The sequence below is a fragment of the Nostocoides veronense genome, from assembly GCF_039531185.1.
Taxonomy (GTDB): Bacteria; Actinomycetota; Actinomycetes; order Actinomycetales; family Dermatophilaceae; genus Nostocoides_A; species Nostocoides_A veronense.
Genome location: NZ_BAAAPO010000031.1, coordinates 1 through 12989 on the forward strand (window position 1 = coordinate 1; position 12989 = coordinate 12989).

At 68.0% G+C, this 12989-nt stretch carries 14 protein-coding genes and 1 pseudogene; 8 read left to right on the plus strand and 7 right to left on the minus strand.

Going from position 1 to position 12989, the window contains the following annotated elements; translation table 11 throughout:
• Positions 1–224: 224 nt before the first annotated feature.
• Positions 225–575, minus strand: a pseudogene (locus ABD225_RS09565) (transposase); the annotation flags it as partial.
• Between the two features lie 31 nt (positions 576–606).
• Here ABD225_RS09565 and ABD225_RS09570 point away from each other — a divergent pair.
• The 5 genes from ABD225_RS09570 (at position 607) to ABD225_RS09590 (ending at position 5510) form a co-directional block, all read left to right on the plus strand.
• Positions 607–921 carry a dihydroxy-acid dehydratase domain-containing protein gene (locus ABD225_RS09570; RefSeq protein ID WP_344084137.1) on the plus strand — a complete coding sequence of 105 codons (315 nt, stop codon included), beginning with the start codon at positions 607–609 and terminating at the stop codon, positions 919–921.
• Positions 922–1248: 327 nt separating this feature from the next.
• Positions 1249–3096 carry an acetolactate synthase large subunit gene (locus ABD225_RS09575; RefSeq protein WP_425564380.1) on the plus strand — a complete coding sequence of 616 codons (1848 nt, stop codon included), beginning with the start codon at positions 1249–1251 and terminating at the stop codon, positions 3094–3096.
• A 21-nt stretch (positions 3097–3117) separates the two neighbouring features.
• On the plus strand, positions 3118–3633 hold the full coding sequence (gene ilvN, locus ABD225_RS09580; protein WP_344084142.1) for an acetolactate synthase small subunit: 516 nt from the start codon (positions 3118–3120) through the stop codon (positions 3631–3633).
• A gap of 104 nt (positions 3634–3737) precedes the next feature.
• Complete coding sequence (ilvC, locus tag ABD225_RS09585) at positions 3738–4769, plus strand: ketol-acid reductoisomerase (RefSeq protein ID WP_344084145.1); 1032 nt, start codon at positions 3738–3740, stop codon at positions 4767–4769.
• 162 nt (positions 4770–4931) lie between these two features.
• Positions 4932–5510, plus strand: a complete 579-nt coding sequence (locus ABD225_RS09590) for an HhH-GPD-type base excision DNA repair protein (protein ID WP_344084148.1) — start codon at positions 4932–4934, stop codon at positions 5508–5510.
• A gap of 126 nt (positions 5511–5636) precedes the next feature.
• Here the strand turns inward: ABD225_RS09590 and ABD225_RS09595 are convergent, their stop codons facing one another.
• From ABD225_RS09595 to ABD225_RS09605, 3 genes are all read right to left on the minus strand, one after another.
• A complete protein-coding gene (locus ABD225_RS09595) occupies positions 5637–6971 on the minus strand; it encodes an ABC1 kinase family protein (RefSeq protein ID WP_344084151.1) in 1335 nt (444 codons plus the stop codon).
• Positions 6968–7813, minus strand: coding sequence for a hypothetical protein (locus ABD225_RS09600; protein ID WP_344084154.1), 846 nt, complete (start codon positions 7811–7813; stop codon positions 6968–6970). The genes ABD225_RS09595 and ABD225_RS09600 overlap by 4 nt, the downstream gene beginning before the upstream one ends.
• A gap of 123 nt (positions 7814–7936) precedes the next feature.
• The gene (locus ABD225_RS09605; protein WP_344084157.1) at positions 7937–8098 is read right to left on the minus strand and encodes a DUF5679 domain-containing protein; all 162 of its coding nucleotides are present in this window, start codon (positions 8096–8098) and stop codon (positions 7937–7939) included.
• A 132-nt stretch (positions 8099–8230) separates the two neighbouring features.
• On the opposite strand from ABD225_RS09605, the gene ABD225_RS09610 reads away from it, so the two are divergent.
• Positions 8231–8782 carry a M48 metallopeptidase family protein gene (locus tag ABD225_RS09610; RefSeq protein ID WP_344084160.1) on the plus strand — a complete coding sequence of 184 codons (552 nt, stop codon included), beginning with the start codon at positions 8231–8233 and terminating at the stop codon, positions 8780–8782.
• On the opposite strand, the gene ABD225_RS09615 is transcribed toward ABD225_RS09610, so the two are convergent.
• Together ABD225_RS09615 and ABD225_RS09620 are read right to left on the minus strand one after the other, a co-directional pair.
• Positions 8779–9348, minus strand: a complete 570-nt coding sequence (locus ABD225_RS09615) for an NUDIX hydrolase (RefSeq protein ID WP_344084163.1) — start codon at positions 9346–9348, stop codon at positions 8779–8781. The genes ABD225_RS09610 and ABD225_RS09615 overlap by 4 nt on opposite strands.
• Positions 9345–10739, minus strand: a complete 1395-nt coding sequence (locus ABD225_RS09620; protein WP_344084166.1) for a zinc-dependent metalloprotease — start codon at positions 10737–10739, stop codon at positions 9345–9347. The genes ABD225_RS09615 and ABD225_RS09620 overlap by 4 nt, the downstream gene beginning before the upstream one ends.
• Before the next feature lie 97 nt (positions 10740–10836).
• Here ABD225_RS09620 and ABD225_RS09625 point away from each other — a divergent pair, with 97 nt between their 5' ends.
• On the plus strand, positions 10837–11286 hold the full coding sequence (locus ABD225_RS09625) for a molybdenum cofactor biosynthesis protein MoaE (protein ID WP_344084170.1): 450 nt from the start codon (positions 10837–10839) through the stop codon (positions 11284–11286).
• Positions 11283–12353, plus strand: coding sequence for a YlbL family protein (locus tag ABD225_RS09630; protein ID WP_344084173.1), 1071 nt, complete (start codon positions 11283–11285; stop codon positions 12351–12353). The genes ABD225_RS09625 and ABD225_RS09630 overlap by 4 nt, the downstream gene beginning before the upstream one ends.
• Before the next feature lie 18 nt (positions 12354–12371).
• Here ABD225_RS09630 and ABD225_RS09635 read toward each other — a convergent pair whose 3' ends face one another.
• Entirely contained in the window at positions 12372–12890 is a 519-nt protein-coding gene (locus ABD225_RS09635; protein ID WP_344084176.1) for a PPA1309 family protein, read from the minus strand.
• Positions 12891–12989: the final 99 nt, after the last annotated feature.

Genomic DNA, 12989 nt, shown 5'->3' on the forward strand with positions numbered 1-12989 from the left:
CTCGTCGATCACGCCTGCCCGAAGAATCCGCCCCCACGACCTTGACAACCAGTTAGGGAATCTCTTCGACTTCCCGCGGGGAGGGACCGTGGTCATGCTGTGTCGCCGTGCTCGCGTGAGCGCGATGGTTGGGGTCCGCCGACTGGTGGGTTCTCAAGGTTAAGGAGGCCGCAGGCGACGCGCTTGGTGTTCTTGATGATCCGGTTGAACCCTTTGGCGGTTGTTCACGGCTGGGTGTGGGGTGAGGCGTCGAGCCCGCCGTCGATGAGGAGCATCCGGAGGCGGTAGTTGTCTAGTTTGCGGAAGCCTCGGGCGATGCGCCGGTGGAGCTTGATGAGTCCGTTGACGGCCTCGGTGCCGCCGTTGCTGGAGCGGCAGGTGTCGAAGTAGACGAGGCAGGTCTCGGCCCCCTGCTTGAGGGTGTGGCCGAGGCGGGCGACCTGGGGGATGTGGCAGGTGTGGAAGGTGTCCACGACTGCCTCGGCGATGGCGCCGCCGTTGGTGAGGCGGTCCTGGGGGTAGGCCGAGCGAAGCTGCTGCGCGCAGTGGTAGGCGACCTCGACTTCGAGGTGCTCCTCGCGGGCGCCGAAGGCGGTGTCGCGCCGGGTGACCTGGCGTTCGGTGAGGGTCTCCTGCCCGGCGGCAGGATGTGGCGGATCCCGAACAACAGGTCAACGGCGCGGCCGCGGTGGCCTGATCGCGCTGGTCGAAGCTGGCGACCTCATCGAGATAGACATCCCCGCCCGCTCGGTCAATCTCGCTGTGCCACAAGACATCCTGGACGAGCGGCTGGCCAAGCAGCAGGCCCGCGAGCGCCCCTTCACCCCCCTCGACCGCGACCGGCCGGTCTCGGCCGCGCTGCGGGCATACGCCTCCATGGCCTCGTCCGCCGCCGACGGCGCCGTCCGCGTCGTTCCCTAGCGCACGTCTCACCGGGCGCGCCTGCGGTCCGAAACGGCGGCCCTCCGGGGTCTGTGTCTGAGATGACATGCCCGACAGGTGAGACGGTTTGGATTTGCGTTGACGCGGCCAGCGACGGCGGGCCAGAGTGGAGACGTGGCATTCCTCCTCGTAATTGATGAGCGCGCTTGAGCCCTTCCGGCAAGCGCGCTACCCCGACGTCCACCCGTGGACCGAGGGGTTTTTTGTTGGAACGCCACACCCGAAAACCGAACTGAGAGCGGAAGTTACGAGATGACCACGACAGGCCAGGCGCCAGCGCAATCCGCGACGCCGAGTCCGGCGACGATGGCCCACAAGGCCCAGCCACAGTCGAAGAACACCACCGAGGTCACGGGTGCGCAGTCGCTCATCCTCAGCCTCGAAGCCGTCGGCGCCGACACCGTCTTCGGGCTCCCGGGTGGGGCCATCCTCCCGGCATACGACCCCCTGTTGGACTCCACCAAGGTCCGGCACATCCTGGTCCGCCACGAGCAGGGCGCGGGACACGCAGCAGAGGGGTATGCCGCCGCAACCGGCAAGGTCGGGGTCTGCATGGCGACCTCCGGGCCGGGCGCGACGAATCTCGTCACCCCGATCGCGGACGCCTACATGGACTCGGTGCCGATGGTCGCCATCACGGGTCAGGTGTCGTCGCGCGCGATTGGCACTGATGCCTTCCAGGAGGCAGACATCCGCGGCATCACGATGCCGATCACCAAGCACAACTACCTCGTGACCAAGGCGGACGACATTCCGCGTGTCATCGCCGAGGCCTTCCATATCGCCGCCACCGGGCGCCCCGGGCCGGTTCTCGTGGATATCTCCAAGGACGCGTTGCAGGCCAAGACCACCTTCGCGTGGCCGCCGAAGTTCAACCTGCCGGGCTACCACCCGGTGATCAAGCCGCACGCCAAGCAGATTCGCGAGGCGGCTCGCCTGATCAAGGCCGCGCAGCGGCCGGTGCTGTATGTCGGTGGCGGCATCATCCGGGCCCACGCGGCCCAGGAGTTGGCTCAGTTCGTCGAGGCGACCGGCATACCCGTGGTTACGACCTTGATGGCGCGCGGGGCCTTCCCGGACAGCCACGAATTGCACCTCGGAATGCCGGGCATGCATGGCTCGGTCGCCGCCGTGACCGGCCTGCAAAAGGCCGACCTGCTCATCACCCTAGGCGCGCGCTTCGATGACCGGGTGACCGGTGAGTTGAAGTCGTTCGCCCCGGAGGCCAAGGTCATCCACGCCGACATCGACCCGGCCGAGATCTCCAAGAACCGCGTCGCCGATGTGCCAATCGTCGGGGATGCCAAGGCGATCATCGTCGACCTGCTCGCCGCGGTGACGGAGGGTGAGTATGCCGTGGACCCCGCCTCGTATGCCGCCTGGCGCGAGCGCGCCCTCGGGTGGAAGGCGACCTTCCCGGTCGGCTACAACGCCCCGACGAGCGAGGCGCTGATGCCGCAATATGTCATCGAGCGGCTCGGGGCGATTTCGGGGCCAGAGTCGGTCTATGTCCCCGGCGTCGGGCAACACCAAATGTGGGCCGCGCAGTTCATTCGCTACGAACGACCCAACAGTTTCGCCAACTCCGGCGGCCTCGGCACCATGGGCTATTCCGTGCCGGCCGCGATGGGCGCCAAGGTCGCGGAACCCGATCGCGTCGTGTGGGCGATCGATGGCGATGGCTGCTTCCAGATGACCAATCAGGAACTGGCGACCTGTGTCATCAACAACATCCCGATCAAGGTCGCGGTCATCAACAACTCCAGCCTCGGCATGGTGCGGCAGTGGCAGACGCTCTTCTACAACGAGCGCTATTCGGCGACCGATCTGCATACCTCCGTCGGCTCTCGCATCCCCGACTTCGTCAAGCTCGCCGATGCCTATGGCTGCGTGGGGCTGCGGTGCGAGTCACCCGAGGATGTCGACGCGACGATCCGCAAGGCGATGGAGATCAACGACGTGCCTGTCGTCATCGACTTCGTCGTCGAACGCGACGCGATGGTCTGGCCCATGGTTGCGGCCGGCGTGAGCAATGACCTCATCCAGATCGCCAAAGACACTGCGCCGCAATGGGATCGGGAGGAGTCCGAAGCTCTCGAGCAGGACCTCGATGCCGACCACGACGGCATACCCACCGGCAGCCACGGCGCCTGAGATCGACCGGAGCGAAACCTGATGTCCAAGCACACCCTGTCCGTGCTCGTGGAGAACAAGCCGGGCGTCCTGGCGCGGATCTCCGCGCTCTTCTCCCGGCGCGGCTTCAATATCGACTCCCTCGCCGTTGGCCCGACGGAGCATCCGGATGTCTCGCGGATGACGGTCGTCGTCGATGTCGAGGACCTGCCGCTGGAGCAGGTGACCAAGCAACTCAACAAGCTGGTCGAGGTGCTCAAGGTCGTCGAACTCGACCGCGACTCCTCGGTGCAGCGCCAGATCGTCCTGGTCAAGGTGCGGGCCGATGCCAACACCCGCAGCCAGGTCACCGAGATTGTCCAACTCTTCCGTGGCAAGGTCGTTGACGTGACCCCGGAGGCGCTGTCCGTGGAAGTCACCGGCAATGCGGACAAGATCCACGACCTGCTCGCGTTGCTGGAGCCCTATGGCGTGAAGGAACTTGTCCAGTCCGGCATCGTCGCGCTCGGCCGAGGCACCCGCTCGATCACCGACCGCGCCCTGCGCTCGGCCGGCTGACCCACCCCTCCCAAGGGACGGACCGGCCCAAACCGGCCGTCCGCCCGCGGCATACCCTTGCCAGCAGTCACACCGCACCCATCCCACCCAAGGAGTGGCCCACGATGGCCGAAATGTTCTACGACGACGACGCCGACCTGTCGGTGATCCAGGGCCGCAAAGTGGCCGTCATCGGCTATGGCAGCCAGGGCCACGCGCACGCGCTAAACCTCCGCGACTCCGGCGTCGATGTCCGCGTCGGCCTCGCCGAGGGCAGCACGTCCCGCGCCAAGGCGCAGGACGAGGGCCTGCGCGTCCTGACCGTCGTGGACGCCGTCAAGGAAGCCGACCTTGTCGTCATCTTGACCCCCGACCAGGTCCAGCGCACCGTCTATGCCGAGCAGATCCAGCCGAACCTGCGCGAAGGCGCGGCGCTGCTCTTCGGCCACGGCTTCAACATTCGCTTCGGCTACATCACCCCCGAGGCGGGCAGCGACGTCATCATGGTCGCCCCGAAGGGTCCGGGTCACCTCGTTCGGCGCGAGTTCGTCGACGGTCGCGGCGTGCCGGTGCTCGTCGCCGTCGAGCAGGACGCGTCCGGCTCGGCCTGGGAGCTCGCAAAGTCCTACGCGAAGGCCATCGGCGGGCTGCGCGCCGGGGGCATCAAGACCACCTTCACCGAGGAGTGCGAGACCGACCTCTTCGGCGAGCAGGCCGTCCTGTGCGGTGGCGCCTCCCAGCTGGTGATGTATGGCTTCGAGACGCTTGTCGAGGCGGGCTACCAGCCCGAGGTCGCCTACTTCGAGTGCCTCCACGAGCTCAAGCTGATCGTCGATCTGATGATCGAGGGCGGTATCGCCAAGCAGCGCTGGTCGGTCTCCGACACGGCGGAGTATGGCGACTACGTCTCCGGCCCGCGCGTTATCGACCCCTCGGTCAAGGAGAACATGCAGGCCGTCCTCGCCGACATCAAGAATGGCGCCTTCGCCAAGCGCTTCATCGATGACCAGGACGCCGGCGCGCCGGAGTTCAAGGAATTGCGCGCCAAGGGTGCTGCCCACCCGATCGAGGCCACGGGCCGCGAGCTGCGCAAGCTGATGGCCTGGGTCGACACCTCCCGCGACAGCGACTACGTCGAAGGCTCCGCCGCCCGCTGACCCCGTTTGGCTGGGTGGTAGGTTTCTCGCCCGATGCCGGAAACCCCTTGTTTGTGCCGGAAAGCTTCTGACACGAACAAGGGGTTTTCGGCACATAGGCCCGCCTCACGACGCGCGGGCGGGCCCGTCGCCTGTTCCGGAATGCTGCATAGTCTTGGGCCCATGGCACAGATCCGGATCGCGCAGGACGAGCACGCCGACGAGGTGCTGAGCACCGACAGCTTCGGGTTGCTGGTGGGGATGCTGCTGGACCAACAGTTCCCGATGGAGCGGGCCTTCGCCGGGCCGGCGAAAATTCTCGACCGCTTCGGCACTCTCGATCCGGGCGCGATCGCCTCCGCCGACGCAACGACCTTCGCCGATCTGTGCGCGACCCCGCCGGCGATCCACCGCTACGGCCGCTCGATGGCCGGCCGGGTCCAAGACCTCGCCCGCACCGTGCTGGAATCGTATGACGGCGACGCCGCCACGATCTGGACGACGGCGGACGACACCTTGACGCTGCTCAACCGCTTGAAGGCGCTGCCGGGGTTCGGGGACCAGAAGGCCCGCATCTTCGCCGCGCTGCTCGGCAAACAGCTGGGCATCCAGCCGGACGGCTGGCGCGAGGCGATCGGCCCGTATGCCGAGCCGGGCTCCTTCCGCTCCGTCGCCGATGTCGTCGACCCGGACTCGCTCCAGAAAGTGCGCGAGTTCAAGAAGTCCGCGAAGGCCGCCGCCAAGCAGGCCGCAGAGTCCTAACTGAACCCATCAGGCAGGCCCCCAACTGCCCTAGCGCCTGAGCTACCGCCTGGTATCGGCCGCGATCACGACCTATACCAGGCGGTAGGCCGGTCGTTAGAGGCTGAAGAGTCCTGACCCGATTGCTCAGCGGCCGGGCGGGATGGCGTCGATATCGAAGCCGGGCAGATAGCGCGCAAGGGCGTCGCGAGGGGCGAGTTCGCCGCCAATCTGGCACAGGACGCCGATACCGCCGAGCCAGACTCGGTGGATCAGCAGATAGTCCGGGGGCAGGTTGAGCTTCATCCCAACCACCCAGTCGGGCCGGCGAATGTCGTTGATGCGCGCCGTCACCGAGCGCAGCCACGCCCGGTCGAAGCGATAGTGCGCGTAGGTCAGCGGCTCGATGAACATTGACAGGTAGTTCAGCAGATCCTGCGGATCGACCTCGATGCTGTCCTTGATGAAGCCCGCCGAACGCAGGCCCGCCAGCAGCCCGTCGGCGTCGCCCGCCAGCGCCAGCGTCAGGAGCTGGCCCATCTCGGGCGGCAGCCCGTTCGGCAACCGATTGACCGCCCCGAAGTCGAGCACCCCGAGCCGGCCGTCTGGTGTGATCCGGAAGTTGCCAGGGTGCGGATCGGCGTGTAACTGCCCCGAGCGCACCGGCCCCGCCAACAGGAACTCCAGGTAGAGCTGCGCCGCCGCATTGCGGGTCGGCTGGTCTGCTTCGGCGATGATCCGCGCCAGCGGCACGCCAGGCAGCCACTCGCTGACCACCACCGAGGAGGTGGCGAAGACAACCTCTGGGATGGCGAAGTCGGGATCGTCACGGAAGGCGTCGGCGAAGGCCCGCTGATGTTCGGCCTCGAGGAGATAGTCCAGCTCCTCGCTCATCCGGGCCTGCAATTCCGCCATCACCGGCTTGATGTCCAGGCCGGGGATCCAGCCGGCGGCTAGCCGCGCCACCCGGGACAGTTGGCGCAGATCGCTCAACAGCGCCTCCCGCGCGCCCGGGTACTGGATCTTCACCGCCACCGTGCGCCCGTCGCGCCAGGTCGCCTTGTGCACCTGCCCGATGGACGCCGCAGCCGCCGGTATGTCGTCGAAGTCCGAGAACTTTGCTGTGCGCCACCGCGGTCCAAGCTCGCGGGCCAGCACCGCATGCACTTGTTCAGGCGGCAGGGGCGGGGCGGCCTCCTGCAATTTCGTCAAGGTGGCGCGATAGGGGCCGGCCCACTCCTCGGGCATCGCCGCTTCCATGACCGACAAGGCCTGCCCGACCTTCATCGCCCCGCCCTTCAGCTCCCCGAGGACGCTGAAAAGCTGCTCTGCCGTGCGGGCCTGGAACTGCGCGGCGACGAGTTCGGCGGGCTGGCCACCCACGCGCTTGCCGAGCCCGATCGCGCCTCGGCCGGCCATACCCAACGGCAGCGACACCAGCTTCGCGGTGCGTTTGGCCGTGCGCCGGGGCAGTTCACTCACGCGCCTATTGTGCGTGCTGGAGCCACCTGGGGCGAACACGAGGGGCAGTTGGGGTGTCGTGTCCAGCGGTATTGGCGCACGCCCGGCCAGGGTGCCGCGACTTCGAAGGTCAGCCCGGAGGGCAGCGACTGCCCGTTCAACTGGTTCAGAACGATCCGGGCGGTCAGCGCCACCGCCATCGTCGTGCTCGGCTCGTCGGCCCGTTCGGGCGGGCCGCACCCCTCGACCCGGGACTGCGCTGCGAGCGAACTAAAGGAGGGGTCCTTCTCCAGACGCGCGAGGTCGAGGCAGCGCAGGCACGGCGCCCCCGTGGCCCCGACGAGGGGACCGACCGTCATACCGCTGGCACGGCTAAACGCGACCGGGAGGTGGGGTATGCCGCGCGCCCGCCATCGCCCGCCATCCGCCGCCACCGCCGGCCCGCTCGTGAGCAGGACCACAAGGTCGGGTGCGTGCCGATAGCGGGGGATCGGTCCGTGCGCGGGCAGCCGGGGGGCCTGCGCAATCCCGGCGCGGTGGAGCATCTCCTGCAAGGGGCCGCCCGCTGGGTGAGCGCCCTCGATGAGCACGCGGTGGCGGCTGACGAGGGGTGCGGCGGCCCGAAGCAGACCAGCGGAGTTCAGCCGATCAAGCAACTCATCCATCCGCTCCTCCCGCAGGCCTTCGCGCCGGCCGCGATGCCACGGATCGCTGGTGCCGTCCAAGGCGCGCAACCAGCCGACCTCCTGCTCGCTCAGCCCCTCGATGCACACACCATGCTCGGGGCTCAACCCGAGTTGGATGCTGCCGTCTAGGCGAATCATCGGCATCGCCCGCTCGCTCAGGCGTGGCCACCCCGGCATGACGCCCCCCTTCCCGTCCCCAAGGCCCCGCGCCCCGGCATACGGCTCACCCTCGCAGGTCCCGAGACAACATGAAAGCCGTTGTCCACAGGCTGTGGACAACGGCTTTCGGAGCTGGGGCGATCAGGCCTTCGCGAGGATGCGGTTGAGGTTGGTGCCGCAGACCGGGCAGACGCCCTTGGCCATCCGGCGGCCGTTCTCGGTCGTGACGACCTTGCCCTCGGCCTCGCGCTTCTCCTTGCACTTCACGCAGTAAAACTCGCCCTTGTAGGTCTCGTCAGCCATGACTGCTCCTTCGTCGCTATCGGCTTTGATTCACCGGGGTATGCCCCGGTGCCACGCTCAACCCTAAGTCACGCATGGGCCAGATGCCCGATTTGAGCGTGATGGCGGTCTCGGGCGTGGTTGGCTAGCCGCATGTCCCAGGAGCCGGTCGTCGAGATCCGCCGCAGCGCACGGCGCCGCCGGACGGTGGCGGCGCGCCGCGAGGGCGATCGCATCATCGTCATGCTGCCGGCCGGTTTGAGTGCTGCCCAAGAGAAGACCTGGGTGGACAAAATGGTGGCCCGCCTGGACCGGCAAGCACCTCGTCGCGCCGCCCGCTCGGATCAGGATTTGATACGCCGGGCGAGGGAACTCTCGGACGCGCATCTGGATGGGCGACCGCGGCCGACCAGCGTGCGCTGGGTCGGCAATCAGGGCCGGCGTTGGGGTTCGTGCACTCCCGCCACCGGGGAAATCCGCCTCAGCGATCGCCTGCGGACCATGCCCGGGTATGTCGTGGACTACGTCCTCGTCCACGAGCTCACTCACCTGCTGGTCCCAGGTCACGGGCCGGACTTTTGGGCGTGGGTCGCGAACTATCCGCGCGCGGAGCGGGCGCGGGGCTTTCTGGACGGCGTCGCGAGCGCCGCGGGGCTGACCCTCGATCAAGACGATGTCGACGACTCAGCGGAGTCGGTGGGTTAACCGAGGCGAGCCTGGCCTACCGAGATCAGCCGGGCGACATCGGGTGCGGTGTTTGGGGGCAGGGCGTCCACGGGGAACCACGCGATATCGTTCGACTCCTCGCTCGCGCGAGGCATTAGCCCGGCGGGCGCGACGGCGAGATAGCGCACATCGAGGTGCTCGGCGCAGTCCCCGAACCGTCCAACGAGTTGGTGACGATCCAAATCGATGGGCTCGTCCTGCGGCTCCAGATCGTCCAGCCCGGATTCCTCCCGCAACTCGCGGGTTGCCGCCGCATGCACGCTGTCGTCCCTGCTCTCCAAGTGCCCGCCGAACTGCAGCCAGACGCCAGCTCGTGCGTGCAGGTGCAGCAAGACCGATCGCCCGTCCGGGCTGAGCACGAGGCACGAAGCGGTCAGGTGCGAGGGCGGTCCTGACTTCGCGACCGCCATCGGATCACCGGACAGGGCGCGCAGGAAGCTGCGGCGCAATTGCTCTTGATTCTCATCCGGCGCGCGCCAGCCGAGCAGGAGGGCCAGCGCATCGTCATACAAGTGGCGCACGGAGGCCGGAGCGATGCCGCTCATCCGCCGTCGCCGCCGAGCAACTCGCGCAAGGCGTCGTCCAGATCGTCGGGCTCCGGCGTGGCGGCGCGGCGCTCGACATACCCGAGCACATCATCAAGATCCGCGGCGCTGGGGGCGAGATCCGGGTGTCCCCAGGCGGAGTCGCGCAGCGTGGCCCCACCCTTGTCTTCCAGGGCCGCGAAGAGGTTCGCCGCATCCCGCAACCGGCGCGGCCGCAATTGCAGGCCGACGAGCGCCGCGAAGGTCTTCTCCGCGGGACCACCGCTGGCGCGGCGCCGGCGCATCGTCTCGCCGAGGGCGCCGGCCTGCGGCAGGTGGCGACCCGCCGCGCGGTCGGTGACGACATCGACCCAGCCTTCGACCAGAGCGAGCCAAGTTTCCAGGCGCGCGAGGGCCGCCCGCTGCGCCGGGGTCGGATCGGGAGCGAAGAGCTTGTCGGCGAGGGTGGCTTGCATGGCGCCAGGATCACTGGGGTCCAGGCCGCGCATTGCGTCTTCGATGGCCTCGGTGTCGATCGCGAGGTCACGGGCATAGTCCTGCACCGCCGTGCGGATCTGCGCCGCGAGCCACGGGACGCCCGCGAACAGCCGCAGCCGCGCCGCCTCGCGCACCGCGAGGTAGAGCCAGACCTGCTCAAGGTCGATCTCTAGCCCCTCGGCGAAGCTGGCGATATTGCTGGGTATGAGGGCCAGCACGCCATCGCCGGTCAGCGGCAGTGAAACCTCGGTGCCGGTGAGCATCTCGCTGGCGAGGCCGGCCAAACCCTGCCCGAGTTGCATGGAGAACATCGAGCCACCGGCCCGCTCGAGCATCGGCCCCACCTGGGCCATCGCAGCGGCGGGATTGGTGCCGGGCGGCAGCATCGCGGACAAAGCCTCCATGCCGCCATCGGCGAATTGGGCGGTCATAGCCTTGGTCATCGCGCCCGTAACCCCCGCCGCGACCGGCTCGACGAGCGTCTGCCAGACGGCCATGGTGTCCTCGATCCACTCCGATCGGGACCAGGCAACGCCGCGCAGGCCGGGGGATTCCAGATCCGTGACCTCGCCGAGCCACAGATCGGCGACATGCCCCGCCTCCGCCGCCAACTGCCGCTCACGCTCGCCCATCGCGGGATCACCTTGCGCGGCAACGGCTTTGCGTGCCACATCGGTGGTGATCGTGGGGGAGAGCGGCCCCTCGTCGGGGCCGGCGAACATCGATTGGAACTGACTGAGCATGCCCTCGAATTGCGCGACGGGGATCTGACCCAGACCCATCGAGGCCAATTGCTCCATGACCTCCGGGGGCAGTTCGGCGCCGCCGGTCATCCGGCGTAGCGCTTCTTGCATCTCCGGGGGCAGCCCTGCGGGCTCGCCCGAACTGTCAGAGCGCTCGATGTCGTCGGGCACGGTGATTTCTCCTAAAGGGCCCTGGGTGAGAATGTGTCCACCCAAGACAACCACGCGGGTGCTTCCACAGTTCCCGACACCACCAGGAGATCTGTCGATGTCACCGCAGGAGCGCGAACCGGCCGAGGGTGTCGTGCGCCTGTGCGCCATCCGGGACCAGGCCTTGTCCGTCGATGAAGCATTGAGCGCCATCGCCGACCCCGCCTGCGGCGGGCAGGTGCTCTTTGTCGGGCGGGTCCGCGATCACGACCACGCCCGGGCCGTCACCGCGCTGGCATACCAAGCCCATCCGCAGGCGACCGAGCGCATGGCGGCGGTGTGCGCCGAGATCGCGCAGGAGTATGACGTGCGGGCCGTGGCCGCGCTCCATCGCGTCGGGGACCTGCGTATCGGCGATATCGCGGTCGTCACTGCCGTGGCTGCTGCCCATCGCGGCGCGGCCTTCGAGGCGGGTCAGGCGCTCATCGACCGGCTCAAGGCCAGCACACCGATCTGGAAGAACCAGCACTTCGCCGATGGGGCCAGTGAGTGGGTCGGGCTCCCGTGAGCGATTGGCGGACCGACCCAACTCAGCTCTCGCCACGATCCAAGCGTCTGCTCTGGTCGACCTTTGTCGGGCTCGTCCTGGCGTGCATCATCGCGCTGATTCCGCTGCCCTACGCGATTCTGCGTCCCGGCCCTGCAACAAACACCCTCGGCACGACGAGTGACGGTAAACCTCTGGTCGACATCAAGGGTGCCTCCACCTATCCGACCAGCGGCGGGCTCGACTTCACCACGGTGCGGGTGTCCGGCGGTCCGGGCCGGCGGGTCAACGCCTGGGACCTGCTCGGGGCGTGGATGAACCCCCATGACGAAATCTTCCGCGAGGACCAACTCTTCCCCAAGGGCAGCACGTCCAAGCAGATCGAGGAGCAAAATGCGGCCGAGATGGCCGGCAGCCAATCCGAAGCGGCGGCCATCGCGCTGCGCAGCCTCGGCAAGAAGGTGGGGGAGTCGTATGTCGTCGCCGCCCTCACCGAGGGTGCGCCCTCGGCATCGGTGCTCAAGGTCGGTGATGTGATCACGGCGGTCGACGGCCGCCCGGTCACGGCGCTCATCGACATTCAGAACCAGGTCCGCACCCATCAGCCCGGCGACTCGGTCGAGGTCACGGTTTCCCGCGAGGGGTCAAGCCAAACCGTGACGACGACCACCATTGCGGCGGACGGGCGCCCGGTGCTTGGGGTTCGGCTGCGGATGGACTTCGACTTCCCCTTCGAGGTGACGATTCACGCCGGAGATGTCGGCGGACCATCAGCGGGCGCGATGTTCGCCCTGGCGATCCGCGATGTGCTCACACCCGGCGAGATGACCGGCGGCAAGCAGATCGCCGGCACCGGCACTATCGACGATGACGGAATCGTCGGCCCGATCGGCGGGATACGGCAGAAAATCGTCGGCGCCAAGGAGGCGGGCGCGACCTTCTTCCTCGCCCCCGCGGACAACTGCGCCGAACTGGTCGGGCATGTCCCCGACGGCATCACGGCCGTCAAGATCGCCACCTTCGACCAGGCCGTCAGTGCCGTGGAGAAGATCGCCGCCGGCCAGGGCGACCTCCCCTCCTGCGGCTGACCCTTCCTGCGCGCGTGCTCAGCGCTGCGGCGCGTCCTCGCGCAAGGTTGCGGCGAGCGCCTCAACCAGGCCCGCGGCTAGGTCCGGGCTCATCGCGACCATGTCGTCGCTGTCATACGCACGCTGCCGCAGCAGGCAGATGGACCGGCCGTCGCGCAGCACCGCGACCACGAGTCGCACATCCTTGCGCTCGGGATGTTTCTGGAGGCGGTCGATCGAGTCGCCGCCGGCCAGCTCAGCCTCGGCGCCCGGGGGAAGCACGATGCGTTCGATGCTGAGCGCAACCCCGTGCACCGCTTCGGGCCACATGATCCGCAGCAGGGCGCCCTGGAGGTCATCGCCGGGATCGAAGCCGTCCTGCTCGACGGCCGACAAATCCTGGGGACCCGCCTCGGCAGCGCCGTCCAGGGATGGTGCGCTCGCGGCCAACTCGTGCGTCGGGACGAGAGCGAACAGGCGGGCGGGCTGATCCCAGCCGCCGCGAGCGACATATCGCTCGGTCTCGACGGCCACGACTTGTAACGGATCGGCTTCCATGGCCCCCATGGTGGACCCACGACGGGGGGCTTGATGCTCCTATTCCGTGTCAAGGTCTGTTCATGCGGCGGTGAGCCAGGCGCGGTAGCGGGCGGCGAG